The sequence below is a fragment of the Saccharopolyspora mangrovi genome, assembly GCF_035320975.1.
GTDB classification, from domain to species: Bacteria; Actinomycetota; Actinomycetes; order Mycobacteriales; family Pseudonocardiaceae; genus Saccharopolyspora; species Saccharopolyspora mangrovi.
This window is the reverse complement of sequence record NZ_JAWLNX010000002.1, coordinates 311,191-334,109: the sequence shown is the minus strand read 5'-3', so window position 1 is coordinate 334,109 and position 22,919 is coordinate 311,191. Positions and strand designations below refer to the sequence as shown.

The following is a 22,919-nucleotide window of genomic DNA, read 5'->3' as shown; positions in this document are numbered from 1 at the left end:
GATCGACGTCCTGAGCGGCAGGGCAAAGTGATGATACTGGTTGGAAACATGATTGTCGCACGAGCCGGCATTTCGAGTATTGCTTTAGTCGGTACCGGGTGCGAAAGTCTCATGGGATCGATTCCAAGAGAGGCGGAGCCACCGTGGATCGAACTTCAGTCAGCTGGCGGGGGTATTGGCCCGCTGCTCCCACTCCGTTCACCGCCGACGGCGCCCTCGACGAGCAGGCGATGCGGAACGTCCTCCAGCTTTACGCCGAGCAGGGCGTCCACGGCGTGCTGGTGAACGGCACGACCGGCGAGTGGTTCGCGCAGCACCCCGCGGAACGGCGGCGAGTTGCCGAACTGGCCGTGGAAGTGCTGGGTGGGTCGACGCCGGTCGTGGTCGGGTGCACGGCCTACACCCCGGCGGAGGTCATCGAATTCGCCGAGCACGCCCGGTCGATCGGGGCGGACGGCGCGCTCGCCACTCCGCCGCCGTACGCGCACCTGACCCCGGAGGAGATCTTCGGCTTCTACGAAGCGGTCACCGGGGCGGTCGCGCTGCCCTGGATGATCTACAACTGGCCGCGCGGCGTGTCGGTCGACATCGACACCGCGACCGCGGACCGCCTCGTCGATCTGCCGAACGTGGTGGCCTACAAGGACAGCACCGGCGACGAGCTCATGGCGATGGCGACGGCTGAAGTCGTGGCCGGACGGGTGCGGACCTTCGGCCGGTTCATCCACCGCCGCGGCATGGCGTTCATGCTCGGTGTCGGAGGCGACGGCAACATCGACGGCGGCGGTATCGGGGCGCCCTTCGCCGTTCCCTACTACGAGGCCGTCTGGCGCGGTGACCGCGAGGCGGCTCTGCGGTGGTCGGGCCGCTACGGCGCGATGGTCGCGGCGCTGGTGAATCCCGACTACAGCGCCAAGTTCGCGCACCCGACCGCTCAGCTGAAGGCCGCCATGAACCTGCTGGGACAGCCAGGGGGCGCGGTGCGCCCGCCGCTGCTGGACCTCACCGACCCCGCTCGCCTGGACGCGCTGGCCGCGGCTCTCGACTCCTTCGAGCTCCGCAGCGGTTCGACCACCTGACCACACCCCGATTTCGATCAAGGAGGGGACATGCGTCTCATCGCCGCTGCCCTGTCAGCCGCACTGCTCACCCTCGGCGCCACGGCCTGTGGATCTGGCTCCGACGCCGCTCCCGCCAACTGCACCGCCAAGGTCCCGGACGACCAGCTGGTCAAGCCCGGGACCCTGACCTACGCCACCAACGCCACGCTCCCGCCCATGCAGTACGTGGAGGGCGACGAGGTCGTCGGGATGCGCATCGACCTCGCCAACGAGCTGGCCAAACGGCTGTGCCTGCGAACGGAGGTCGTCAACGTGCCGTTCGACGCCCAGGTCCCCGGGGTCCAAGGGCACCGGTGGGACATGATCAACACCGGTATGTTCTACACCCCTCCTCGCGCTGAGACGATGAACCTGGTGCCCTACGAGGTCCAGGCCGTCGGCGTGGCGGTGGCAGCAGGCAACCCGAAGCAGATCAAGGGCCGCGAGGACCTCTCCGGCCGCACGCTGGCGGTCGAGGCACCCGGTTACGAGTTCGACACCCTCAACATGTTGAACGAGCAGTTCACCGCCCAGGGCAAAGCGCCCATCCAGCTGCGGACGTTCCAGACGAACGCCGACGCCTTCCAGGCGTTGTCGGCGGGCCAGGTCGACGGGGCGTCCATCGTGGAATCGGTGATGTCGTTCTACCAGCAGGGTGGGCGGTTCGAGACCGTGGTGCGCGGGCTGAACAGGGCGCCGCTGGCCCTCGGCTTCGCCAAGGACCGCAAGCCGGTGGCTGACGCCGTCGCCGCGGAACTGACCGCCATGCGGTCCGACGGGTGGATGAAGTCGCTGTTCGACGAGTACGGCGTGACCGGCTTCGACGGCGAGCTGGCCGTCACCACCGGGCCACTGCCGGTGCAGCCATGATATCGGGGAGCTGACATGTGGTCCTGGGAAGCGTTCTTCACCTTCCTCAGCAGCGAATCCCTGCTGCGAGGCGCGTGGACGACGATCTGGTTGACGGTCGTCACGATGGTGCTCGGTTTGGTCATCGGCTTGGTGCTGGCGTTGATGCGCTCGGCCCGCTCGCGATCGGTTCGGGCCGTGGCCAACTCCTACATCTGGTTGTTCCGCGGTACGCCGCTGCTCGTGCAGCTGATCATCATCTACACCGGTTTGCCGCAGCTCGGCATCAAGTTCGGCCCCATCCAGGCGGCACTGCTCGGATTGGCGCTCAACGAAGCGGCGTACCTCTCGGAGATCGTGCGCTCGGGGATCATGTCCGTCCCCCGTGGCCAGTTCGAGGCGGCGCGCGCCCTGGGGATGAAGCCGGTCACCGTGATGCGGGTGGTCGTTCTCCCGCAGGCTTTTCGAGTGATGATCCCGCCGCTGGGCAACAGCCTCAACGGCCTGCTCAAGACGACCACCCTCGTATCGATCATCGCCGTCGAGGAGTTGTTGCGATTGACCCAGTACGCCGTCCAGCTCAACTTCCGCGTCCTGGAAGGACTCGTCGCCGCAGCCTGCTACTACCTGGTGATGACTTCGGTCTGGACGTTGCTGCAGGGGCGGTTGGAAGCCCTCGTCAACCGATCGCACAGCACCGGGACCGCGAAGCGGCCGAGCCATCAGGTGCCGCAACCCGCCGAACTGGTGAGGGAGACCCGATGAGCACGAGTGGAACCGCATCCACCGCGCCCGCGCAGCCGGACTGCATCGTCGACGCCCGTGACGTCTGCAAGAGCTTCGGCCCGCTGACCGTCCTGCGCGAGGTGAGCCTGCAGGTGCGCCGCGGGGAGGTCGTCCTGGTCCTGGGGCCTTCGGGCAGCGGGAAGAGCACGTTCCTGCGCACCCTGAACATGCTGGAGCCGATCGATTCCGGCACCGTGTCGGTGTGCGGAGAACCCCTCGGGACCCGCGCTGACGGGCGCCGCGCAGCGGAGAAGCAGCTGGCGGTCCAGCGCCGCCGAACGGGCATGGTCTTCCAGCAGTTCCACCTCTTCCCGAACATGACGGCGCTCGACAACGTCGCCGCCGGGCCCGTGCACGTTCGCGGGCAGGCCAAGGCGGAGTCACGCGACGAGGCCCGAGAACTGCTCGCGCTGGTCGGGTTGGCCGACAAGACCGATCACTACCCCGGCCAGCTGTCGGGTGGCCAGCAGCAGCGGGTCGCGATCGCACGGGCCCTGGCGATGCGTCCGGAAATCATGCTGTTCGACGAGCCGACCTCGGCGCTCGACCCGGAGATGGTCAACGAGGTGCTCGAAGTTCTCGTGAAGCTGCGTGAAGAAGGCATGACGATGGTGATCGTCAGTCATGAGATGGGTTTCGCCCGTGCCGCCGCCGACCGCGTCGTCTTCATGGACGAGGGTGTGATCGTCGAGGAGGCGGCGCCGAGCGAGTTCTTCGCCAATCCGCGCAGCGAGCGTGCCCGAGCTTTCCTGGCGAAGATCCTATGAGCGGCGAGCGCGACGACACAGCGGTGTGCGTGGACGGGGTGGAAGTTCCCGCAGCCGTCGGGCAGAGCCTCGCCGGGGCGCTGCACGATGCGGGAATTCGGGTCCTGCGGCGCAATCTCGTCACGGATGAACCTCGGGCACCTTTCTGCGGGATGGGTGTCTGCTTCGAGTGCGAGGTGTCGGTCGACGGGCGGCTCCGCCGGGCATGCCAATTGCACGTGCGGCCGGGAATGGTCGTGAGCACGGGGCGGGAGCACGACGATGAGCGTTGACGGCGATCCGCGTCCAGCGGGCGCGATCGAGCGCTGCGATGTCGCGGTGGTCGGTGGTGGCCCGGCCGGTCTGTCCGCCGCGCTGCACCTCGCCCGCCTCGGAGCGTACGTGATTCTGCTCGATGAGGCCGAGGAGCTCGGCGGACAGTACTTCAAGCGCCGGCAAGGCTCGGTTCTCGCGAAGCATGGCGATTTCCGGCCGGAGGGCACCTCGCTGATCTCGGCAGTGCGGGCCAGCGGAGTGCGGTGCTGGACCGAGTGCTCGGTCTGGGGTGTCGGCGAGGACGAGCGAACGCTGCTGGTCGCCGGCCCCGAGGACGAGCCCAGATCGGTGTCCGCTCGGGCCGTGCTGGTCGCCACTGGCGGCTACGAGCGCAGCATCCCGTTCAGTGGCTGGCAACTGCCGGGCGTGGTGACACCCGGGTACGCGCTGCACCTGGCGACCTGCGATCGGATTCCGGTCGGGCAACGGGCCGTGGTGGCCGGGACGGGTCCGTTCCTGCTCCCGGTCAGCTGCGCGTTGCTCGACGTCGGTGTCGAGGTCGCGGCCGTGGTGGAGGTCAACCGTCCGTACAGACCGAGCCTGCGCGTCGCTGCGGCGTTGGCGCATCCCGCGCGACTCGCGGAGTTCGCGTCGTACCGCGCGGTGCTCGCTCGCCGGAAGGTTCCGCTGCTTCAGGGGTGGCAGGTCGTGGAAGCCAACGGCTCGGGAGCGTTGGAGCGGGTGCGCATCGAGTCTGTTGGCGGCCGAGAGGCGGGTCGCGAGTACGACGTCGACGCGCTCGCGGTCGCCTACGGGTTCCGGCCCGCCACCGAACTGGTCCGCTTGCTCGGAGCGCGGTGCGAAGTGCGGCAGGGCGATCTGTTCCCGCGCACTGATGGCCGGGGGCGCACCACGGCCGAGGGTGTCTACGTCGCGGGCGAGAGCGCCGGCATCGCCGGAGTGCACGTGGCGCGGCTGCGCGGGGAGGTCACCGCGGCGTCGATCGCGGCTGACCTGGGCTTGCCCGGCGCAGCGGAGCCCGCACGGGCGACGCTGCGGCGTTTGCGACGCGGGGAGGCGTTCAGCGCCGTCACCGCTGATCTCTACCCGGTGCCGGATTCGCTGATCAGCGGTCTGTGCGACGGCACGGTGATCTGCCGGTGCGAGGGCGTGACCGCAGGGCAGATCCGCGCCGCGGACGCCGTCGGCTGGAACGACCGCAACAGCGTCAAGGGCGCGACGCGCGCCGGGATGGGGCCCTGCCAGGGCAGGGAATGCGCCCCGGCGGTGGCCGCTCTCTGCGGGGCGTCGGGCTCCACCGAGCCGTTCCCCGCCCGGATGCCGATCAAACCCGTGCCGATTCGGGTCGCGATGGGCGAGTCCGCCGAGGAGGTCTCTTGAGTGCTCCCTTCCGCTTCCGTGATCATGAAAGCCGACCGGCGCGGGTGTCCCGCGGGCAAGCCGAGGAGACGTTGTGACGACTTCGACCGCTGATGTCGTCGTGATCGGCGCTGGCATCCTCGGTGCGGCTGCGGCGCACGAGCTGGCTGCCGCCGGCCATCGCGTCGTCGTGCTGGAGCGCCGGGCGCCCAACCGGGAGGGGTCCGGGACGACCGCGGGGAACCTGCACATCCAGGCGATCCACACCCGGCGGCCCGGACAGCCCATCCCGGCCGACAACCGGAGGTTCCTGCCGTTGCAGCTGGCGGCCTCGCAGCTGTGGGGCGACTTGGAAGACCGGCTCGACGCGGATCTGGAGGTACGCCGCAACGGCGGATTCATGGTCGCCGAAACCGCTGAGCAGACGAGGGAACTCGTCGAGAAGAATCGGATGGAGGCCGAACTGGGACTGCGCACCGAGGTCCTCGACGGCACAGCGGCGCGGTCCGAACTGCCGCTACTGTCCGAGCGGGTGGTCGCGGCGACGTGGTGCGAGCTCGACGGGTACGCCAACCCGTTGCTCGTGGCTCCGGCCTACCTCACCGCTGCCCGCCAACATGGCGCCGTGGTCCGCGGCTTCTCACCGGTCACCCGCATCGCCCGCACCGGCCGCACGTGGCAGGTCAGCACGAGCGACGGCACCTGGTCGACCCCGACGGTGATCAACGCCGCCGGACCGTGGATCGGTCAGGTCGCCGAACTGGGGGGCACCCGGCTGAACATGACCCCCGTGGCGATCCAGATGCACGTCACCACCAGGGTCCGGCCGATCATGCGCCACCTCGTGCAGCACATCGGCGAAGGCATGTCGGTCAAGCAGGTCAGCGCCGGGCATCTGCTCATCGGAGGCGGGTGGCCGGCCGAGCGGCTGGACCTGTCCGGGCGCAGCGCACCCAGCTTGGCGAGCATGCGCGGAAACCTGCTGCAGGCGGCCCGGATCCTGCCGTTCCTCGCCGATCTGCAACTGCTGCGGATGTGGGCGGGGCCGCTGGCGGCAACACCGGACGAGATGCCGGTCATCGGCGAGGTTCCCGGGGCTCCCGGGTTCTTCGTCGCAGGAGGGACCTACGCGTTCACCCTCGCCCCGCTGTGGGCTTCCGCGTTGGCGCGGCTCGTGGCGGGCGGGAGTCCGCCGCTGCCGATCGATGATCTGGGCCCGGCGCGCTTGTGCGCGGACGCGGCGGTCACGAGCTGAATCCGACAACACCGAGCGATGGAGGTAGGAGATGACAAGCCTGCGGATGTTCGTCAACGGGCAGGCCATGTCGGGGGGTGAGCTCAACGGGGCCCTCGCTGGGGGTCGTTTCATCGGACCGGCCTGGACGGCCGCCAAGTACCGCTTCTACTCGGTCCGGGACGATTTCCCCGGCCTGCACCCGGACGTCGCGGGAGGCTGTTCGGTCCCGGGCGAACTGTACGAGGTGGACTATGACCTGCTGCGGGAACGCTTGCTGCCGAACGAGCCCCCGGAGTTGGAGCTCAGCGTGATCGAGATGGCGGACGGTTCGGGCTCGCTGTGCATGCGCCTGCGGGACGACCAGCTCGACGCGGAGGGCGTCGTGGACATCAGCGGGGCGGGTGGCTGGCGGGCGCACCTCGCCACAACGGGGAGGACGTCGTGACGGGCGGTGGGGAGCTCCTCGTTCGAGGCGGCACGGTGGTCACCGACTCGTGGGCCGCTCCGGCGGACGTGTTGGTTCGGGACGGGCGGATCGCCGCGCTGATCGAGCCGGGCACCGGCCCGCGTGGGCTGGACGAAGTCGACGCCGCCGGCAAGCTGGTGCTGCCCGGCGGTGTGGATCCGCACTGCCACGTCGGATTCACCTCCGGTTCTTACACCACGCGGGATGGCTACTTCCAAGCCACCACGGCAGCGGTCTTCGGCGGTACCACCACGATCGTCGATTTCGCCATCCCGCGGCCCGGCGAGTCTCCGGCAGAGGCGTTGGAGCGACAGCGGGCGAAGGCCGGGCAGGGCGTGTGCGACAGCGCCCTGCACGCGTGCGTCACGGATTGGGACGAGACCATCCCCGAGCAGTTGCGCTCGTTCGTCGCCGACGGCGTCGTCACCGTGAAGATGTTCACCACCTACCGCGGCGAGACGATGGCGGACGAGGACACCATCCTTCGGGTGATGACCCACCTGCGGGACGTGGGTGGCATGGCGGTCATCCACTGCGAGTCCAACCACATCATCGAGGACGTGCAACACCAGTGCGCTGGTGGCGGCCACATCGGCGCCGGGGATCACCACCGGACCCGCCCGGAACTGGCCGAGGATGCCGCGGTGGCGGGAGTGCTCGCCATCGCCGAGTCGGTGCGCGCCGCGGTCTACTTCGTGCACCAGTCGACGGCGGCTGCGGTGGATCAGGTCGTTCGCGCTCGGGGACGTGGGATCCGGGCGTTCACCGAGGCGGTGACCCATCACCTCGTGCTGGACGAGAGCAAGTACGCCGACGCGCATCCCGAGCGCTTCGTGTGCTGCCCGCCGCTGCGCTCTGCGGCGACCGTGCGGGAGCTGGGGGTCCGCTTGATGGCGGGGGAGGTGACCACGGTCGGCAGCGACCACTGCTGCTACGACACCGCGCAGAAGCTGGAGCGCAAGGACGACGTCCGGCACATGCCCAACGGGCTGCCCGGGGTGGAGACCCGGATGCCCGTGATGTTCTCCGAGTTCGTCGTGCAGCGCGGCCTTCCCGCGCAGCGCTTCGTAGCGATGACCTCCGCGAATCCCGCGCGGCTCAACGGCCTCTACCCCCGCAAGGGATCGCTGATGCCGGGGGCGGACGCCGACATCGTGGTGTGGGATCCGGGGGCGGTGCGCACCGTTGACAACACCGACCTGCACATGGCGACCGACTACTCGCCGTTCGAGGGATTGGCCGTCACGGGTGCGGTTTCCACGGTGGTGGTGGGCGGCCGGGTGGTCGTGCACCGGGGCGAGCTCCTCGACGCCACACCCCGGGGCCGCCACCTGCGCGCCTCGCAGCTGTGGCGGCCGGAGGTGCCGGCCCCGGCCGCGCTCTGAGTCCTCGCAGTGCACGGGGCCGGGTTCTGGCGGTTCAAGTGGGAGGCGCACAGGACTCCGTTGCCTGGCGCCGCAGCACCATTGAATCCAGTGCCCTCTCGAGCGTGGTGATCGCTGTACGTGAAGGCCGTCGAGAGACCGAAGACCTACCGGGGTTGAACCGAACAGAGCTCGCAGGCAACCAGGGATCGCGAAACGATATCGGTTGCATCACTCGCGGGTATGACCCATCAGATTCGAAGCCTGATGTGCCATTCCCGCTGACGAAACCGGAATCGGCGTTTCCGCTGGTCGCCGGGCAAGCACTTGCTTGGGCTTCTCCATCTTGCGTCACAGAAGTGCGCATTCGGGCGAGAAAGGCCCTGCTGCCGCAACATTCGGGTGGCTATTCACTCCGCCACTGCTCCGCTAGGGTGCTCCGCCATAGCCAGCAGGGTGAGTCTGCGCACACATGCCTACACGCACAGTCCGTCACGCTGCTGGCGATGCCCACCATGCCGCTGATGCGGCTGGAAATCGCTGGGAACAACAAGGTCCGCTTCGAGTGCCCCGCCTCGAGGTCGGGCAGGGCATCAACACCTCGGTGGTCATGATGATCGCCGAGGAGATGGACACCAGGCCCTCCGACATCGTCGTCGAGATCTCCGACGCCCGTCCGGAGTTGTTCATCAACCACTTCACCGGTTTCTCCAGCGGCGTTCGCGCCTTGTGGAAGCCGCTGGCCTCCATGGCCGCTGCTGCTCGATCCCGGCTGGTCACCGCGGCGGGCAAGCGCCTCGGAGTTCCGGCGACCAGCCTGTCGGTCCGCGACACCGCGGTGCACGCGCCCGACGGCCGCTCGCTGACCTTCGGTAAACTGGCCAAGGAAGCAGCGAAGGTGACCGTGCCAGCCGTTCCCGCGAGCCCGAAGAAGACCGAGCAGCACAAGGTACTCGGCAAGCCGATGAGCCGCGTCGACGCCCGCGGCATGGTCACCGGGGCGACCCAGTACGTCGGCGACATCAAGATTCCCGGCTCGGTCGTCGCCGTGGTCGTGCGACCGCCCACTGTGGACGGCAAGGTCGCCGCGTTCGACGACTCCACCGTTCGCTCCCCGCCCGGGGTGTCCGACGTGGTCGAGCTGTCCAGCGGTGTCGCGGTGCGCGCCGAGAACACCTGGCAGGAGTTGGAAGCTGCGAAGTAGCTCCAGGTCAGCTGGGTTCCGCGGAGTACCTGCAGCGCGGCGGCCGGATCGGCCGGGCGCAGGCGTGGGTCGGCCAGGCGCTGTCGATCAAACCGGTGCTGATCATGAAGGACGGCGTGATCGACCAGCTGGCCAAGCAGGCCGCGCAGAACATGTGAGCCGCTGACGAATGATGAGGAGCGCCCCGGACTCAACAAGTCCGGGGCGCGGTCCCTCTCTGATTGATCAGCCAAGGTCAGCAGGCTCTGCCGCAGTTCGTCGTAGCAGGTGTTGATCACCGGGTGGGACTGCTCATGGTGATCTGTGCGAGAGTTTCAGTGGCGAATGAATCCAACGATGGCCACGACTCCCCGGTGCGGTCGTTCGCCGGGCGCCATTGCGCTTGGCGTTGGTTTTGCGCGCCTCGGGCCTCATCGCGCGGTGGCGAGCTCGGTCTCCACGTGGCGGGGTTGGGCTGCGATGAGACCGACGATCAATTCGAGGACCAAGGTGGTGATCAGGACGATGAGGGGCACCGTCCAGGTCGTCGTCAGGTCGTTCAACGCTCCGATGGCGAGGGGGCCCAAGGCTGCGAGGACGTAGCCGCCACTCTGGACGAAGCCGGATAGCTGTGTCGCGGTGGCGGGTTCTCGGGCTCTGAGCGCGATCAGCGTCACTGCCAGTGGGAACGCGCCGTGCAGTGAGGCGAGCAGCATCACCCAGAGCAGGGGTGCGGCGGTGGGCGCGAGGAGGAGACCGAGGTATCCGGCGAGCCCGCCCGCGACGATGGCGACGACGTAGCGGCGCTGGCTGTCTCGCCGGGTCGCGATCCGGGGCAGCGCGAGGCTGATGGGAATCGCGATCAGCGCCGACACGGACAGCATCAGAGCCGCGTTGTGCGAGGTGAGCCCGGCGCTGGTCAGGATCGCTGGGAGCCAGCCCATCATCACGTACGCGTTGAGGGACTGAAGTCCGAAGAACGCCGTGAGGCTGAGGGCGGTCCGACTGCGCAACAGTGCGGCGGTCGAGCAGCCGCGGGGCTGATCATGCCGCACCGTGGACGCCTCGTGGCGTCCGGTGCGGAGCAGGACCATCCAGGGGATCATGGCCACGGCGGCGAAGACCGCCCAGCTCCCGAGTCCGCCCCTCCAGCCGTATCCCGTCGCGTCGCTGAGGGGAACCGTGACTCCGGCAGGCAGCGCGACACTGGCTGCGGCGCTCATGGAGTAGATGCCCATCATCAGGCCGACTCGGTGCGGGAAGTGCCGCTTGATCAGGGACGGAAGCACGATGTTGGCGACAGCGATGCCGGCCAGTGCGAGCACGCTGCCCGTCACGAATCCCAGTGCTTCGCCCGCGGCGGCCCGGCCGCCCAAGCCGACCGCGATCGCGATGACCCCGACGAGCACCACCTGCTGTTCCCCGATGCGCCGGGACAGAGCCGGGGCGACCGCGCCGAAACCGGCGAAGCAGATCACCGGCAACGCGGTGATCACGCCCGCCAGCGTCGCGCTGATGTCCAGCGATTCGCGCACCTGGTCCAGCACGACCCCGAGACTGGTGACCGCGGACCGCAGGCTCAGCGCGGTCAGCACGATTCCGATGACCACGAGACCGCGTCTCAGGTCGGTGCCGGCCGGCCGGGTGCCGCTGCTCTCCGATGTGACCACTCATCCTGTATAGCTGGTCACATGTAACCAGTCAAGGCTGGTCGGTGGTAACATCGCGGCATGGAGCTCCCCTACGAGCGGCCGGAGGACCGCCCCGCCGCCCCGGCCCCACTCGACCGGGTGCAGGACTTCGTCAACACGCGGATCAACGTCCGCGATACCGGTGAGTTCCGAGATGAGTTGTCCTCGCCCGCGGCGCTGCGGAGTTGGATGAGCACCCGCGGACTGATGTCGGAGCGCGCCCGCGTCAACCGAGCCGATGTCGAGCGCGCCATCGTCGTCCGCGAGGGTCTGCGCGCTCTGCTCGCCCGCGACGGCGGCGCCGACGACGAGTTGCGCGGACTCGACGAGGTGGCCGCGACGCTCCCGCTGCGGGTGAGAATCGGGACCGAAGCCGAGCCGACCCTCCTGCCCACTGCCCGGCAGGGCGTCGACCACGCGCTCGGCGCCCTCCTGGCGGACACCGTCCTAGCGCACGTCAACGGCACGCTGTCCCGGCTCAAGGCGTGCCGTGATGAGTCCTGCCGCTGGGTCTTCTACGACTCGTCGAAGAACCGGTCGGGTACCTGGTGCTCCATGGCCACCTGCGGATCCGTCGCCAAGAAACGCCAATTCAGCGAACGGCGTCGACAACAACGCCGAGGGTGATCCGTCATGATCTGGCAGTGGATGGTGGTCGGAGCGCGTCTTGGGGTGCGTTCCGACGACGTCCTGGTGTCGGAGAAGTCTCAGAGCTGATCGGGAAGCAACGGCCGCATGAAGGTGCGCTCGTAGCGGAGCACGCACCCGCTTTCATCCCTGATGCGATCCGCTTCGACGAAGTCGGGATCGGTGCCGAAGAGTCCGCGGTACTCCTCGTAGGCGGCCAGGCTGGGAAAGCTGAACAAGGCGAGGGCTTTGTCGCTGGCGCCTTCTGCAGGCAGGAAGTACCCGTGGTGAGTGCCGCCGTGGCGATTGACCAGTTCAATCCAACGACGGCCGAAGCGTTCGAACGCTTCGATCTTCGCAGGATCGATCACGTACTCAACAACACAGGTGATCACAGATCGATGCTAGCAACGCTGAGGCAGCGGCAGAAGCGTGCGTGCCGACGGAAGATCAGCGTCGGTGACAGCCCGTCCATCCGCGCCCATCACCGGGGCGAGGCCAATTCCTTCCCAGGATGCCGGTCCAGGTCATGTGGAACAGGCCTCGCCCCTGGGTGATCCATGTTCACGGGTGGAGGATGACCTTGGTGTAGCCCTCGATGCGTTTGTCGAACTTGTTGTACGCATCGGGAGCATCGTCGAGCGGTAGCTCGTGGGACACGACGAAACTCGGTTTCGCGCGGCCAGCTGTGATCAAGTCCCGCAGTTTCCGGTTGTACTGCTTGACATTGCATTGGCCGGTTCCGACGACTTGGCCCTTCTCGAACATCTTCCCGATCGCCACGAGCAGCATGCCGTGCTGGGCGTTGGGATCCGGTCCACCGGGGTCAGAGGGCACGTACAGGCCCGGCACACCGAGTCGGCCCGTGGGACGCACGGTTTGGATCAGCGAGTTGAGCACGGTTGCCGGCTCTTCCTTCGACGCATCGCTCGTGTGCGCTTGGTAACCGACGGCGTCCACGCCCTTGTCGGTACCTTCGCCGTCGGTCTGGTCCTTGATCTGCTCGACGGGGTCGCCCTTGCTGAAGTCGATCGGTACAGCGCCGATCTCCTCGGCCTTCGAAAGGCGTTCAGGTATTCGATCGACCACGAAGACCCGTGCTGCGCCGCGCAGCAAAGCGGAGTAGGCGGCCATCAGTCCCACAGGCCCGGCACCGTAGACCGCACATGTGTCACCGGGCGAAACCTGCGCCAGCTCGCAGCCGTGATATCCGGTGGGGAAGATGTCGGCCAGCAGCACGTAGTCTTTGTCCCGTTCGGATTCCGCGGGCAAGGGCAGGCAGTTGAAGTCCGCGAACGGCACGCGCAAGTACTCGGCTTGTCCGCCCGTGTAGGGGCCCATGTTGACGTAGCCGTACGCTCCGCCGGCGAAACCGGGGTTGACGGTGAGGCAGAAGCCCGTGTTGCCCGCCAGGCAGTTCTTGCAGAATCCGCAGGCGACGTTGAACGGCATCACCACGCGGTCTCCGGCTTTCAGGCCAGTGACGCCCGGACCGACTTCCTCGATGGTGCCCATGTTCTCGTGCCCGAACACGATGCCGGGTTGGGCGGCCGTCCTGCCTTCGTACATGTGCAGGTCAGAGCCGCAGATGGCAGTGGAAGTGACCTTGACGATCACGTCGTTGGGGTGCTCGATCTTCGGGCGGGGTACCTCTTCCACCGCGACCGAGAACGGCTCCTTGTAAAGAACTGCCTTCATGGGTGAGTGCCTCCGTTCCTGAACACAAGCAGCACGGGAGTGCGGCACACCCCAGGGTCGGGGGAGCGCACCGGGATCGCCAGCCAGACGAAGGCCGCATAACTGGACGGGTCTACCGCGCCAAGATGCGGCAGCGCCTTTTCAGTAGATGAAAAGGTTTAGAACTAAACGCGTGCGCAGGGATTCGCGGCGAGATCCAGGCGTGCGGCCCGGAGCTCAGCCGGGTTCCCCTCGACTCTTCCGATGCAGCACCCAGCTGAAGTCGATCAGGGCGATGGCTGCGAGAACGACCATGACCCAGCCGAACCACGCCAGCCCGGGCACGAGCAGGAAGAGGCCCACTGCTGCTCCAGTGCAGAAGATGAGGCCGAAACCAGCCAGCCACAGTCGCAGCGTCAAGGCGCTTCGCGCTGCGGGCGCTCCCAGGTAGCGCACAGCGGGGTCGTGGTAGCCGGGCAGACCGCGCGCGTAATCACGTCGGTTACGTCTTTCCTCCATACGCGGGGGCTACCCATCACGCTGACTCCTGAACGTCAGCACCGAGTTCACGCGGTGCGCGCGGCGTTGGTGCTGGACTCGGGGCCAGCGTGAATCATGTGGCCGGCGAGTGGGGATCAAACGTCCTGCGGGCCTTGTCACCCACACCCGCGACGGTGTGGAGCACGATACGCGGGGAAGCCAGGCGTGATGAGGCGGCCGAGGACGTGGATCTGGCTGAACCGCGGAAGGCGTGACTCGGGCCGTGGTTGCGACCAGTCGACCACCGGATTGACACTGCTCGGCAGGTCGAAAGGCCCGATCGCGCAGGTACCGCGGACGGCGAGGCGACGGAGGAGACCATGGCGCGTGCGCCAGGCGAAGAGCAGGCCCCGGTCGCCGGGACGGCGAGGTTGACGGCAGGGGCGCTGGTGGCCGGCGCCTCGATCGTCGCCGCGTTGGGTGGGCTGCTGTTCGGTTACGACACGGGTGTCGTCGCAGCAGCGCTGCCGTACATCAGCGACGCGTTCGCGCTCGGCGAGACGATGAAGCAGGTGGTGACCGCCTCGCTGCTGGCAGGTGCCGTCGTCGGTGTGATCGTCGGTGGCAAGGTGGCAGATCGGTTCGGCCGCAAGCGGACCCTGATGGGTGTCACCGTCCTGTACGTACTGGCAACGCTGGGCTCAGCGGTTGCTCCTGGTGCCGGATGGCTCATCGTTTCGCGGGTGTTCCTGGGCGTGGCGATCGGCATTTCTTCGCTGGTCGTACCGACTTACATCGCCGAGCTCGCGCCGCCTCGCAATCGGGGCAGGCTCGTGTCGCTGCACCAGTTCATGGTGACCGTCGGGATCTTGATGGCCTACCTCGTCGGCTACGGTCTGTCCGAATCCGCTTCGTGGCGGTGGATGATCGGGGTGGGCGTGCTGCCCGCGGTGTTGATGTCGGTGGGGCTGCTGGCCCTCCCGGAATCCCCTCGATGGTTGGTCTCCCACAACAGGGAAGCGGAAGCGCGGGGTGTGCTCACGCGCACCCGGCGAGCAGATGAGGTCGAGGCGGAGCTCTCGGAAATCCGGGAAGCGGTCCGCGCGGAGGGGCGCATCACCTACCGCGAGCTGCTCGGTCCGCGCTACCGCCGATGGATTTCGGTGGGCGTGGTCGCAGCGGGGGCGAGCCAAGTCGTCGGTGTGAACGCGATCATCTACTACGTGCCGACGATCTTGGAGGACGAAGGGTTCGGCAAGACCGCGGCGATCGGTGTTTCGGTGGCGATCGGGGTGGTCAACGTGTTGTTCACGCTGCCCGCGCTGCTGTGGATCGACCGAGTGGGCCGTCGCCCCTGGATCCTGGGCGGTACTGCGGTCATCATCCTCGCGCTCGTGGCGATCGGGATCGTGTTCCTGTTCCCGCTGCAGGGCGCGACCGTGAGCTGGCTGATCGTCGTGCTCATGATCTACGAGTCAGCGTTCGCGTGCAGTCTCGGCATCGCCATCTGGTTGGTCAACAGCGAGATCTTCCCGAACAACGTTCGAGGTCAGGCGGCATCGTTCGGGATCGTCACTCACTGGGCGATGAACCTCGTCGTGTCGCTGACCGTCCTCACCCTGATATCCGCGCTCGGTGCTTCGGTGGTGTTCTGGATCTACGCGTTGCTCGGCGCGCTGTGCCTGGGATACCTCTACCGGTGGCTGCCGGAGACCAAGAACCGCAGCTTGGAGGAGATCGAAGCCAGTCTCACGGCAGACCGCGGCGACTCCGCCCGCACGCACTGATTCGTCCAACGCTGCGCTCCAAAGCACCGGCGAAGCGCGCTCGGCATGGTCATGGAGCGCTGCGCAGTCAGCGAATGCAGGCGTTCGGCATGCTCGACGCACTCGCAACGCCACGATGTGCTCCGCGACCTCGCCGAGGCGCTCCGTTCCGCTACTTCACCGCCAACGTGAGGATCTGCGTGGTCTGGTTGGGGGAGAAGTTGTCGTCGCTGATCAGGACCAAGCTGCGGCGGCCATCGGGCAGGCGTGGTCCCCAGGTCATGCCTTCGATGTTGTCGATCGTTTTCGGGGCCAGGTCGGCGAGGTCGACCAGCAGCTGCTTGCGGGCCGGTTTCACGTCGGTGCTGGTCAGTGACTCGACGTGGTGCACGTCCGTGGCGGCACGGGTGTCAACTCGGTAGATCCGGATCGAGTTGCCGACCCCGCTGACGAATGCGCGTTCCAGCACCAGGTACTGATCGCCCTGGTCAGCCAGGATCGCGGTGGCGCCGTTGTTGGCAGAGCCGCCGGTCGGGGAGGTGGCGAACACCGGGTCGAGCGGGTAGGCGTGCTGGGCGAGCACGGAGCCGGTCCGGGACTGCGTGGTGATTCGGGACAGCGCGCCGTGCTCGGGGGTCGGTGACTCGCCGTCCTGCAGCAGAGGTCCTTCCATCGCGGTGACCACCTTGGTGCCGCCAGCGGCGAAGGTCAGGCCTTCCAGGACCTCGTTGCGCTTGGGTCCGGTCGTTGGCTCCATGCGCAGGTTGGCCGGCAGCGGAAGGTCGTGGGTGAAGCTGCCGTCGGTGTCGGCTGCGCGGATCGACGGGTCGATCAGCTGCTCGCCGCGATCGCCTTCGCTGGTCCACCAGAAGTTCTCGGCCAGCGGATCCCAGCGGACGTCTTCGGGATCGACCGATCCTGCCGGGTAGGGCGTGCCGTCCGGGCGCAGCAGCGGGTGGGTGCCGGTCAGCTCGAACCGGGTGCCGTCGAAGTCAGCGGTGTAGTACCGCGCGGGGTGTCGTTCCGAACGATCGTCGCTGATGACCACCCATTGGCCGGTTCTCGGGTCGTAGTCCAGGCCGGACAGGCCGCCTACCGTCGTGCCGTTGAACTGCATGGCGTGGGGCAGCGTTGTTCCGCCGACCAACTCGACCTGGCCGTCGTCCGCAGCGGCTGGCTGCGCAGCCACCAGCAAACTCGTGGCGAGCACCACGCCCGGAACACTCGTCCTCATCATGTGGGTAGCGCATCCGACTTCGGTGGCCGGCAAGTGGCGTGCAGGTAGAGGAAGGGTGTCCCGGTTCTGGCCGTTGAGGTGATCGCCGGTGCCGGTGCGGTGCGTGTTGGTGACGCCGATGAATTCCGGTGGTCTGCGCGGTCTGAACTCGTGCGAGAGCTGACAACACTGCGGAGGGGTGAACACCGTGGCCGAGCAGACGACCATGACGACGGGGGTCCAGAGCGTCTCGATCCCAGTGGCTGACCAGGACCGGGCGCTGAAGTTCTACACCGAGGTGCTCGGCTGCGAACTTCGCGCCGATTTCGAGGTGTGGGAGGGGGCCAGGCTGGTAGTGGTGGTACCGCCGGGGGCGAGCGTGGCCCTGTTGCTGCTGCCTCCCGACGGCGAGATACCGGTGGCCGTGCGGCTGGGCACGTCCGACGCGGAGGCCGCCTACGCCCGGCTTCGTGCGGCCGGCGCGACGCTCCACAACGACGAGGTGCTGCACTTGGACGGGCAGCCGCCGATGTTCTCGTTCGCTGACCCGGACGGCAACGGGCTCGTGTACCTGGAGGAGACTCGTGGCCCGGGCGTCGGCTGACCGCACGCGGTCGACGGAGGCCTCACCATGCTCGCTTCCGCGGAGGTGATCGGGTCGCTTCACCTTCGCGTGGTGTCCGTTGTGGGAAGCGCTGCGATCTGCTCGGAAACCTCGACGAGATCGCGGCCGACGATGTCCGCAGGGGTGAACACCTCGCCGTAGTGGCCTTCGAGTCGGCTGGCCCACCCGGTGGTGAGTCCGGCCCGTTTTGCGCCGTGGCAGTCGAATGCGTGCACGGCGACCAGGGCTACTTCTGGGGGTGCGTGACCGAGCTCGTTGAGGGCGTAGTCGTAGACGCGGACGGGCGGCTTCCAGCTGTGGACGTCGGCCACGCTGAGGACCCGGTCGACGTGGTGAGTGAGCTCGTTGTGCTCGAGGAATCTGGTGGTCGTCTCGGTCGTTCCGTTGCTCAGGCACACCATGGAGATGCCCGCCTCGGCGAGCGTGCGCATGGCGGGTTCGACGTCGGGATGCGCTGGGAGATCGTGGAATCCGGCCAGGACGTGGGCGATGGCGTCGTCGTCGAGGTCGCCGCGGGCGAGCGTTCGCAGCGCTGCTGCGGCAACCGCCGGAAAGGGCTCGTAGTCTCCAGCGAGGGTCAAGGCCATGCCGTCGCGCAGGAGCCGGTCGAACCAGCGCTCAACCAAGTCGGGAGCGAGTCCTACGTCGCTGAACCGGTCCCGCAATGGCTCCAGGGACATGAGCGTTTCGACGACGTCGAACGCCACCGTCTGAGGTCGGGTGGGCATGACTGGTCTCCTGTTCTGCGTGATCGTGTGTCGGCACACGGTCGGTGGGCTCTCCTAGGGTCCCCGACATGACGACACAGCCAGTCCACGACCCGCGTCCACTGTTCGCTCAGGCTGTGGATCAAGCCGAACAGCAGATCACGGCAGTCCGTCCCGACGAACTCAGCAACAGCACGCCTTGTGCCGACTACGACGTTCGTGCCCTGCTGGGGCACATGGTCGCGGTGCTGCGCAAGATCGCCCGGGCCGGCGCCGGAGGCGACGCCCGAAACGTCGCTGACGTGGCTGACGGCATCGCCGACACCGACTGGGCAAACGCGTTCACTCAGGCTCGCGGCGAGGTCGAGGAGATCTGGGCCGACGACGCGCTGCTCGACCGCATGATCACTCTGCCGTGGGCCACCTTGCCCGGCCGTACCGTTGTGGATGCCTACACCCACGAGTTCACGGTGCACTCCTGGGACGTTGCCGCTGCCACAGGACGGCTTGGCGAACTGGACCCGGTCCTGGCCGAACGGGCACTCGACGCGTTCGCCGAGTTCGCTCCACCTGAGTCCCGCAGTGGGCAGGGTCCGTTCGGGCCGGTCGTCCAGGTGTCCGACGACGCTGACGTGTACACACGGCTGGCCGCTTACGTGGGTCGCCGGCCTTGATCTGGACGCCGGGTGGCCAACTAGCGAGTGGATGGCTGGTTCGCCGCCGGCAACCTCTCGCGGCGCGTGCTGGTGGGCGGGTCCTAGCTGTTGCCCCTTCGCTGAGATCTCGGAATGTATGGGAGTGCCACGTAGGTGGCAGAAGCGCTGGGCTGGTAGGTGCCAGGCGATTGCGGGGCGTGGCCGGTGAGCCACAGTGTTTCCAAATTGCGGTGGTTGGTCCAGCTCGCGGCGCAGAGCACGAAACAACCTGGGTTCGACTGGTGTTCGCGACACCAGTCCAGTGCCTCCAGCACATCGCAGTCGTCCAGCGTGTAGGTGCTGCACGTGAGCCCGCGAAGGGGGTTGTGCTCGGCGACTTCCCAGGACCACAGCTCGACCATGAACGAGGCGTCCGCGCTACTGCACACTTTCCGGTCATCGAACTCTCGTACGTGCATGGCCGTCCATGATGCGCGCAGCATTCGCTCGTTGTCTGCGATACGCACGGACTCGTGTGTGTTGCTTCACGTCAACCCCGCACTGGACGTGGTTCCGGCGTGGGTTCGTCCGAGTTTTTCGCAGCATCAGCAGCTGTTGCCGTGCCACTTCTGCATGTGGGTGGCGTGGCTGGGCAGGTAGGCGCCGGGTTTGAAGAAGTGGTCGTAGAAGTCCAGGTCGAGGTGGTGGGCTTGGACGTAGTTGAGGATGAACACCGTCGGCACCGTTGCGGGAAACTTGCCGAAGGTGTCGGAGAGGTACTGGGCCTGGAGCCCGACGCACTCCTTGAACGCGTCGTCGTGGAGCTGAGCGCTCCCGCGGAAACCGGGGCTGTCGGTCCAGGCGCCTGGGGTGTCGCGGTGGAACGGACCACCGGGTCCGAACTTGCGCTCGGCGAAGGCGTCCACCGCTGCCCTCATGTCTCGATGGTGGGGTGGGCAGTAGGCCTCGAAGACGTCTTCCCGGCCGGTGGGGTTGGGGGTCGACCAGCGTTCGTCGACGTCGTAGCGGAAGCCGAGGCCGGGCACGTCGGGGTCGCCCGAGGCGCCGAGCATCGAGAACCGGTCGATCCCGTCGAACATCCACCCGCCTAGTCCCATCGCCTGCAGCATCAGCACGCCCGCGTAGCAGGAGGTCGCCAGCTCGGCCGTGGCTTCGGTGAGCACGTACTGCTCGGTGAAGGTCAGCGGGAACGGCTCCTCGACGTCGACCAGCGTCCTGAACTCCTCGAGGCCGGGGATCGTGCGGTGGTTGATGTCGTCGTAGATCGCGTAGCCGTTCTGGGCGAAGAAGCACAGCACGGCGATCAGGTGCTGTGCCAGGTCGGCCACCGGAATGACCAGCAGCGAACCGGGAACGTTGACGCACCAGGTGTTGTGCCCCTCGAGGTGGGGCTCTTCGGCGGGCAGGTACAGCCTCCCGGCCGAGAGCTGGCGTGTTCGCTCGCGGTGGCGCTCGACCATCAGCTCCGGTGTGACGTCCTCGGACGCCGGGTCGACGAGTGCGCCGGCATCACGGGTGGGGAAGAAGTAGAGCCCCGAGTCGTCTGTGAAGAACAACTCGGCGGTGTGGAATCCGGCCGCGGACGGGAAGGTGCGTCCAGCGGCCGCGCCGGCGTAGTTCGCGACGTGCGGTGCGTAGTGGGCGTTCCGGGTGATCGAGTAGTGCCAGCCCGTCGTGCCGCCCATCGCGCTGAGCACGAGCATGCGTTCGAGCTCGGTGAGGGAGAAGGGCTCGTGCCGGGAGCGGTAGGCCAGGGGACCGTCGGGGATCTCGTCGCCCAGGGCGAAGCGCCGCGAGCGCCGGCCGAAGAGAGCTTCCACCAGCGGGAAGGCCGCAACTTCTGCCATCGCCGCAGCTCCGGCGGTGATCCTCTCGTTGAACCTCACCACGATTGATCATCTCCGTCCCGCGTGCGTTGCTGTTCCAGTCCAGCGCAAACGGAAGTGAGGCGACCAGAGTCGGAGGTCATCGTTCGCGTTCGCCAGCGGTTCGGACAGGGGGTCCGGAGCGGAATGCGGCAACGACAGGAGCCAAGGTGTGCACCTGCATCGCGGAGGTCCCCAAGGCGCGGACGGTCGAGATCGCGCTCACTGCCTCCCGCGAAAATGGGCGCACCGTGGGAGTTGGCCGCCATGATCCAGGCCGGCTTGCCGATCACCGGCTTCGCCTCGATGGCCTGCCTCATCAACTTCGGCCGAACATGCGGTCGCGTTCGCCCGCCGACCGGCGTGAGGCGTCGAGCGCCTCGTGTCTGCGGGAGTGCGGCAACGCCAAGGTGCTGACCAGCTGCGTTGGTGATCCGAGCTGCGACACGACCATCGGCGGTCGATGCTGGTCCGAGCAACACCGCGGCGGAGGGGGGAACGATGTCCAGTCCGGGTACGGAGGAGCAGGGCGCGTCCAGCGGCACGGGGCGGGCGGAGTGGAAGGCGCCTGATCAAGCGGCGTCGCCGGCTGGGTCGTCGGGTTGGTTGGCCTTCGGCGGCTGGGTGCTCGTCCTGGCGGGTGCGTTCAACATCATCGCCGGTCTCGCGTCACTGTTCCGTCCGGACTACTACGTGGTCGCGCCGGGTGCGCTGCTGGTGTTCGACTTCACCTTGTGGGGCTGGATCTGGCTCGCTGTCGGAGTGGTTCAGGTCCTGGCTGGTGCGGGCTGCCTGGGCGGGCAGCGGTGGGCGCGGATCGCCGGCATCGGCTTGGCGGGGCTGGCGGCGATCGGGCACGTGGCGTTCCTCGCGGCATTTCCGCTTTGGGGACTCATCTCGATAGCGCTGTCGGTGCTGGTGATGTACGCCCTCGTGGTCCCGGACAAGAACGCCGTCGCCTGAGCCTGCGCGAGGCCCGAAGTCGTCAGCGGTCGATGAGCAGGTCAGCACGCCTGCGTCGCGCAGTGGGTCGTGCGAGAGCCGACGAACGGATGTGTGATGAGACCGGGGCTTGGGGTGATGCCAACACCGTCGGTTACGCCGTGGGGGCGGCGGGTTTCGCGGTGGTGGCCACGGCGTTGATCCAGGTCCTGCTGCGCACGACGCCCCGCGCGATCTCGTTCTTCCAGTGGATCATGATGTTGCTCGTGGTGATCGCTGTGGTGCTGCCGTTGAGCCTGGATGCGAGCCTGGACACGCGTATCGCCACGGCCGTGCTCAACCTGGTGCTCGGGTGGACGATCACCGCGATGGTCTCCGGCAACGCGAGCCCGCGACGCCGGGCCTGGCGAAGGGTGACGGTCACCAACGACGGCAGCAACGTCCCACCAACCCCGCCGACACCGATGGAACCTCCGACACCACCGGACACACCGGACTGCCCGGATGGGCAAACACCAGATCCGGACGACCCAGCGCACTGCCTGCCCGGCGGCGGTGCGGAGCCGATTGAGGGCAACGGCGCCGCTGCCGATCCACCGAACAGCAGCCCGCATCTGGCAAAAACGGCGTGGACACCACCACGCAGCATCGAAGCCTGCCGCGCCGGTGCCTTGGGACACCAGCGCCGCACACTCGCGTCGCACGGTGTCCTTGACTTGGAGGGCGCCACCGCTAGCGATCTTCCGCGCAGCCCGAAGTACGTCGGTGTGTGTGATCACGTGCTGGGCGATTTCGAGGTTTGAGTCACCGAAGTCGCACTCGGTGAAAGCCAGCGCCCAGATGTCCGCGTCGATGTTGTCAGATGGATGCCGATCGACTCGATACCAGGGGGAACCCCAAGGCGCCGGAGCCGATGAAGACGTCGAGGGTGTCTTGAGCGGTGATGGGCATTGGCATGAGCCTTTCACCAAGCAAGTTCCATCGACATGACAGAGGGCGGGTCGCTTTGTCTCCTAGTTCGACGATCATTGTGCCAGCGCAGACGAATAAGACGGCGCGTACTGGCTCGCTGAGCGCAGGAATCTATGCATGTCTGCGAATCCGGCGACGGCGTCCGTCCGCGCTGCGACTACGCCCGACGGCACCAGCTCGCGGAGCAACCCTGTTGTCGTAGACCCGGGTCGCGTGCGGTCGCTGCTGACAAGTTGTGAACCAGGCTTACGGCTGCCACGGGGTCCTTTGGCGGAGTCGGTGAACTCATCCCACTCGGCCTACTCCGT

General features: G+C 67.5%; 25 protein-coding genes. 17 read left to right on the top strand and 8 right to left on the bottom strand.

Annotation, left to right across the window (positions count from 1 at the left end; genetic code table 11):
• Positions 1-143: 143 nt before the first annotated feature.
• The 11 genes from R4I43_RS04145 to R4I43_RS04095 all read left to right on the top strand — a co-directional run bounded on the left by R4I43_RS04145 (position 144) and on the right by R4I43_RS04095 (position 9,566).
• Positions 144-1,079 carry a dihydrodipicolinate synthase family protein gene (locus R4I43_RS04145; RefSeq protein ID WP_324264157.1) on the top strand — a complete coding sequence of 312 codons (936 nt, stop codon included), beginning with the start codon at positions 144-146 and terminating at the stop codon, positions 1,077-1,079.
• A 30-nt stretch (positions 1,080-1,109) separates the two neighbouring features.
• Positions 1,110-1,970, top strand: a complete 861-nt coding sequence (locus tag R4I43_RS04140) for an ABC transporter substrate-binding protein (RefSeq protein WP_324264156.1) — start codon at positions 1,110-1,112, stop codon at positions 1,968-1,970.
• A gap of 15 nt (positions 1,971-1,985) precedes the next feature.
• Positions 1,986-2,714 (top strand): amino acid ABC transporter permease, encoded by a 729-nt coding sequence (locus tag R4I43_RS04135; RefSeq protein ID WP_324264155.1) that lies wholly within the window; start codon positions 1,986-1,988, stop codon positions 2,712-2,714.
• On the top strand, positions 2,711-3,502 hold the full coding sequence (locus R4I43_RS04130) for an amino acid ABC transporter ATP-binding protein (protein ID WP_324264154.1): 792 nt from the start codon (positions 2,711-2,713) through the stop codon (positions 3,500-3,502). Before R4I43_RS04135 ends, R4I43_RS04130 begins: the two co-directional genes overlap by 4 nt.
• On the top strand, positions 3,499-3,774 hold the full coding sequence (locus R4I43_RS04125; protein ID WP_324264153.1) for a (2Fe-2S)-binding protein: 276 nt from the start codon (positions 3,499-3,501) through the stop codon (positions 3,772-3,774). Before R4I43_RS04130 ends, R4I43_RS04125 begins: the two co-directional genes overlap by 4 nt.
• Positions 3,764-5,158 carry an FAD-dependent oxidoreductase gene (locus R4I43_RS04120; RefSeq protein WP_324264152.1) on the top strand — a complete coding sequence of 465 codons (1,395 nt, stop codon included), beginning with the start codon at positions 3,764-3,766 and terminating at the stop codon, positions 5,156-5,158. Before R4I43_RS04125 ends, R4I43_RS04120 begins: the two co-directional genes overlap by 11 nt.
• Before the next feature lie 73 nt (positions 5,159-5,231).
• Positions 5,232-6,392, top strand: a complete 1,161-nt coding sequence (locus R4I43_RS04115) for an NAD(P)/FAD-dependent oxidoreductase (protein ID WP_324264151.1) — start codon at positions 5,232-5,234, stop codon at positions 6,390-6,392.
• Between the two features lie 31 nt (positions 6,393-6,423).
• On the top strand, positions 6,424-6,819 hold the full coding sequence (locus R4I43_RS04110) for an allophanate hydrolase-related protein (RefSeq protein ID WP_324264150.1): 396 nt from the start codon (positions 6,424-6,426) through the stop codon (positions 6,817-6,819).
• Positions 6,816-8,225 carry a dihydropyrimidinase gene (gene hydA, locus R4I43_RS04105; protein ID WP_324264149.1) on the top strand — a complete coding sequence of 470 codons (1,410 nt, stop codon included), beginning with the start codon at positions 6,816-6,818 and terminating at the stop codon, positions 8,223-8,225. Before R4I43_RS04110 ends, hydA begins: the two co-directional genes overlap by 4 nt.
• 544 nt (positions 8,226-8,769) lie before the next feature.
• Positions 8,770-9,408: a molybdopterin cofactor-binding domain-containing protein gene (locus tag R4I43_RS04100; protein WP_324264148.1), complete on the top strand. Its 639-nt coding sequence runs from the start codon at positions 8,770-8,772 to the stop codon at positions 9,406-9,408.
• The gene (locus R4I43_RS04095; RefSeq protein ID WP_324264304.1) at positions 9,381-9,566 is read left to right on the top strand and encodes a DegV family protein; all 186 of its coding nucleotides are present in this window, start codon (positions 9,381-9,383) and stop codon (positions 9,564-9,566) included. Before R4I43_RS04100 ends, R4I43_RS04095 begins: the two co-directional genes overlap by 28 nt.
• A gap of 252 nt (positions 9,567-9,818) precedes the next feature.
• Here R4I43_RS04095 and R4I43_RS04090 read toward each other — a convergent pair whose 3' ends face one another.
• The gene (locus tag R4I43_RS04090) at positions 9,819-11,057 is read right to left on the bottom strand and encodes a CynX/NimT family MFS transporter (protein ID WP_324264147.1); all 1,239 of its coding nucleotides are present in this window, start codon (positions 11,055-11,057) and stop codon (positions 9,819-9,821) included.
• 60 nt (positions 11,058-11,117) lie between these two features.
• Here R4I43_RS04090 and R4I43_RS04085 point away from each other — a divergent pair, with 60 nt between their 5' ends.
• Positions 11,118-11,705 (top strand): CGNR zinc finger domain-containing protein, encoded by a 588-nt coding sequence (locus tag R4I43_RS04085; RefSeq protein ID WP_324264146.1) that lies wholly within the window; start codon positions 11,118-11,120, stop codon positions 11,703-11,705.
• A gap of 80 nt (positions 11,706-11,785) precedes the next feature.
• Here the strand turns inward: R4I43_RS04085 and R4I43_RS04080 are convergent, their stop codons facing one another.
• From R4I43_RS04080 to R4I43_RS04070, 3 genes are all read right to left on the bottom strand, one after another.
• Entirely contained in the window at positions 11,786-12,100 is a 315-nt protein-coding gene (locus R4I43_RS04080; protein WP_324264145.1) for an NIPSNAP family protein, read from the bottom strand.
• A 169-nt stretch (positions 12,101-12,269) separates the two neighbouring features.
• Entirely contained in the window at positions 12,270-13,403 is a 1,134-nt protein-coding gene (locus R4I43_RS04075) for a glutathione-independent formaldehyde dehydrogenase (protein ID WP_324264144.1), read from the bottom strand.
• Positions 13,404-13,619: 216 nt separating this feature from the next.
• The gene (locus tag R4I43_RS04070) at positions 13,620-13,901 is read right to left on the bottom strand and encodes a DUF6343 family protein (RefSeq protein WP_324264143.1); all 282 of its coding nucleotides are present in this window, start codon (positions 13,899-13,901) and stop codon (positions 13,620-13,622) included.
• 341 nt (positions 13,902-14,242) lie between these two features.
• Between R4I43_RS04070 and R4I43_RS04065 the strand changes: the two genes are divergently transcribed.
• Complete coding sequence (locus tag R4I43_RS04065) at positions 14,243-15,649, top strand: sugar porter family MFS transporter (protein WP_324264142.1); 1,407 nt, start codon at positions 14,243-14,245, stop codon at positions 15,647-15,649.
• 151 nt (positions 15,650-15,800) lie between these two features.
• On the opposite strand, the gene R4I43_RS04060 is transcribed toward R4I43_RS04065, so the two are convergent.
• Entirely contained in the window at positions 15,801-16,862 is a 1,062-nt protein-coding gene (locus tag R4I43_RS04060; protein ID WP_324264303.1) for an esterase-like activity of phytase family protein, read from the bottom strand.
• Positions 16,863-17,052: 190 nt separating this feature from the next.
• On the opposite strand from R4I43_RS04060, the gene R4I43_RS04055 reads away from it, so the two are divergent.
• Complete coding sequence (locus R4I43_RS04055) at positions 17,053-17,448, top strand: VOC family protein (protein ID WP_324264141.1); 396 nt, start codon at positions 17,053-17,055, stop codon at positions 17,446-17,448.
• A 59-nt stretch (positions 17,449-17,507) separates the two neighbouring features.
• Here R4I43_RS04055 and R4I43_RS04050 read toward each other — a convergent pair whose 3' ends face one another.
• The gene (locus R4I43_RS04050) at positions 17,508-18,197 is read right to left on the bottom strand and encodes a haloacid dehalogenase type II (protein ID WP_324264140.1); all 690 of its coding nucleotides are present in this window, start codon (positions 18,195-18,197) and stop codon (positions 17,508-17,510) included.
• Between the two features lie 116 nt (positions 18,198-18,313).
• Between R4I43_RS04050 and R4I43_RS04045 the strand changes: the two genes are divergently transcribed.
• Positions 18,314-18,850, top strand: coding sequence for a TIGR03086 family metal-binding protein (locus R4I43_RS04045; RefSeq protein WP_324264139.1), 537 nt, complete (start codon positions 18,314-18,316; stop codon positions 18,848-18,850).
• An 83-nt stretch (positions 18,851-18,933) separates the two neighbouring features.
• On the opposite strand, the gene R4I43_RS04040 is transcribed toward R4I43_RS04045, so the two are convergent.
• Together R4I43_RS04040 and R4I43_RS04035 are read right to left on the bottom strand one after the other, a co-directional pair.
• On the bottom strand, positions 18,934-19,338 hold the full coding sequence (locus R4I43_RS04040; protein ID WP_324264138.1) for a hypothetical protein: 405 nt from the start codon (positions 19,336-19,338) through the stop codon (positions 18,934-18,936).
• 78 nt (positions 19,339-19,416) lie between these two features.
• Positions 19,417-20,679, bottom strand: coding sequence for a hypothetical protein (locus R4I43_RS04035; protein ID WP_324264137.1), 1,263 nt, complete (start codon positions 20,677-20,679; stop codon positions 19,417-19,419).
• 519 nt (positions 20,680-21,198) lie between these two features.
• Between R4I43_RS04035 and R4I43_RS04030 the strand changes: the two genes are divergently transcribed.
• Both R4I43_RS04030 and R4I43_RS04025 read left to right on the top strand, forming a co-directional pair.
• Positions 21,199-21,660 carry a DUF7144 family membrane protein gene (locus tag R4I43_RS04030; protein WP_324264136.1) on the top strand — a complete coding sequence of 154 codons (462 nt, stop codon included), beginning with the start codon at positions 21,199-21,201 and terminating at the stop codon, positions 21,658-21,660.
• Between the two features lie 32 nt (positions 21,661-21,692).
• Positions 21,693-22,442: a DUF6069 family protein gene (locus R4I43_RS04025; RefSeq protein WP_324264302.1), complete on the top strand. Its 750-nt coding sequence runs from the start codon at positions 21,693-21,695 to the stop codon at positions 22,440-22,442.
• Positions 22,443-22,919 lie beyond the last annotated feature (477 nt).

Excerpts from the sequence above, each read along its gene's own strand:
- R4I43_RS04140 (WP_324264156.1), top strand. The coding sequence starts at position 1,110 with ATGCGTCTCATCGCCGCTGCCCTGTCAGCCGCACTGCTCACCCTCGGC.
- R4I43_RS04135 (WP_324264155.1), top strand. The coding sequence starts at position 1,986 with ATGTGGTCCTGGGAAGCGTTCTTCACCTTCCTCAGCAGCGAATCCCTG.
- R4I43_RS04130 (WP_324264154.1), top strand. The coding sequence starts at position 2,711 with ATGAGCACGAGTGGAACCGCATCCACCGCGCCCGCGCAGCCGGACTGC.
- R4I43_RS04125 (WP_324264153.1), top strand. The coding sequence starts at position 3,499 with ATGAGCGGCGAGCGCGACGACACAGCGGTGTGCGTGGACGGGGTGGAA.
- R4I43_RS04120 (WP_324264152.1), top strand. The coding sequence starts at position 3,764 with ATGAGCGTTGACGGCGATCCGCGTCCAGCGGGCGCGATCGAGCGCTGC.
- R4I43_RS04110 (WP_324264150.1), top strand. The coding sequence starts at position 6,424 with ATGACAAGCCTGCGGATGTTCGTCAACGGGCAGGCCATGTCGGGGGGT.
- R4I43_RS04085 (WP_324264146.1), top strand. The coding sequence starts at position 11,118 with ATGGAGCTCCCCTACGAGCGGCCGGAGGACCGCCCCGCCGCCCCGGCC.
- R4I43_RS04075 (WP_324264144.1), bottom strand. The coding sequence starts at position 13,403 with ATGAAGGCAGTTCTTTACAAGGAGCCGTTCTCGGTCGCGGTGGAAGAG.
- R4I43_RS04070 (WP_324264143.1), bottom strand. The coding sequence starts at position 13,901 with ATGGAGGAAAGACGTAACCGACGTGATTACGCGCGCGGTCTGCCCGGC.
- R4I43_RS04065 (WP_324264142.1), top strand. The coding sequence starts at position 14,243 with ATGGCGCGTGCGCCAGGCGAAGAGCAGGCCCCGGTCGCCGGGACGGCG.
- R4I43_RS04060 (WP_324264303.1), bottom strand. The coding sequence starts at position 16,862 with ATGAGGACGAGTGTTCCGGGCGTGGTGCTCGCCACGAGTTTGCTGGTG.
- R4I43_RS04050 (WP_324264140.1), bottom strand. The coding sequence starts at position 18,197 with ATGCCCACCCGACCTCAGACGGTGGCGTTCGACGTCGTCGAAACGCTC.
- R4I43_RS04035 (WP_324264137.1), bottom strand. The coding sequence starts at position 20,679 with ATGGCAGAAGTTGCGGCCTTCCCGCTGGTGGAAGCTCTCTTCGGCCGG.
- R4I43_RS04030 (WP_324264136.1), top strand. The coding sequence starts at position 21,199 with ATGTCCAGTCCGGGTACGGAGGAGCAGGGCGCGTCCAGCGGCACGGGG.
- R4I43_RS04025 (WP_324264302.1), top strand. The coding sequence starts at position 21,693 with ATGAGCAGGTCAGCACGCCTGCGTCGCGCAGTGGGTCGTGCGAGAGCC.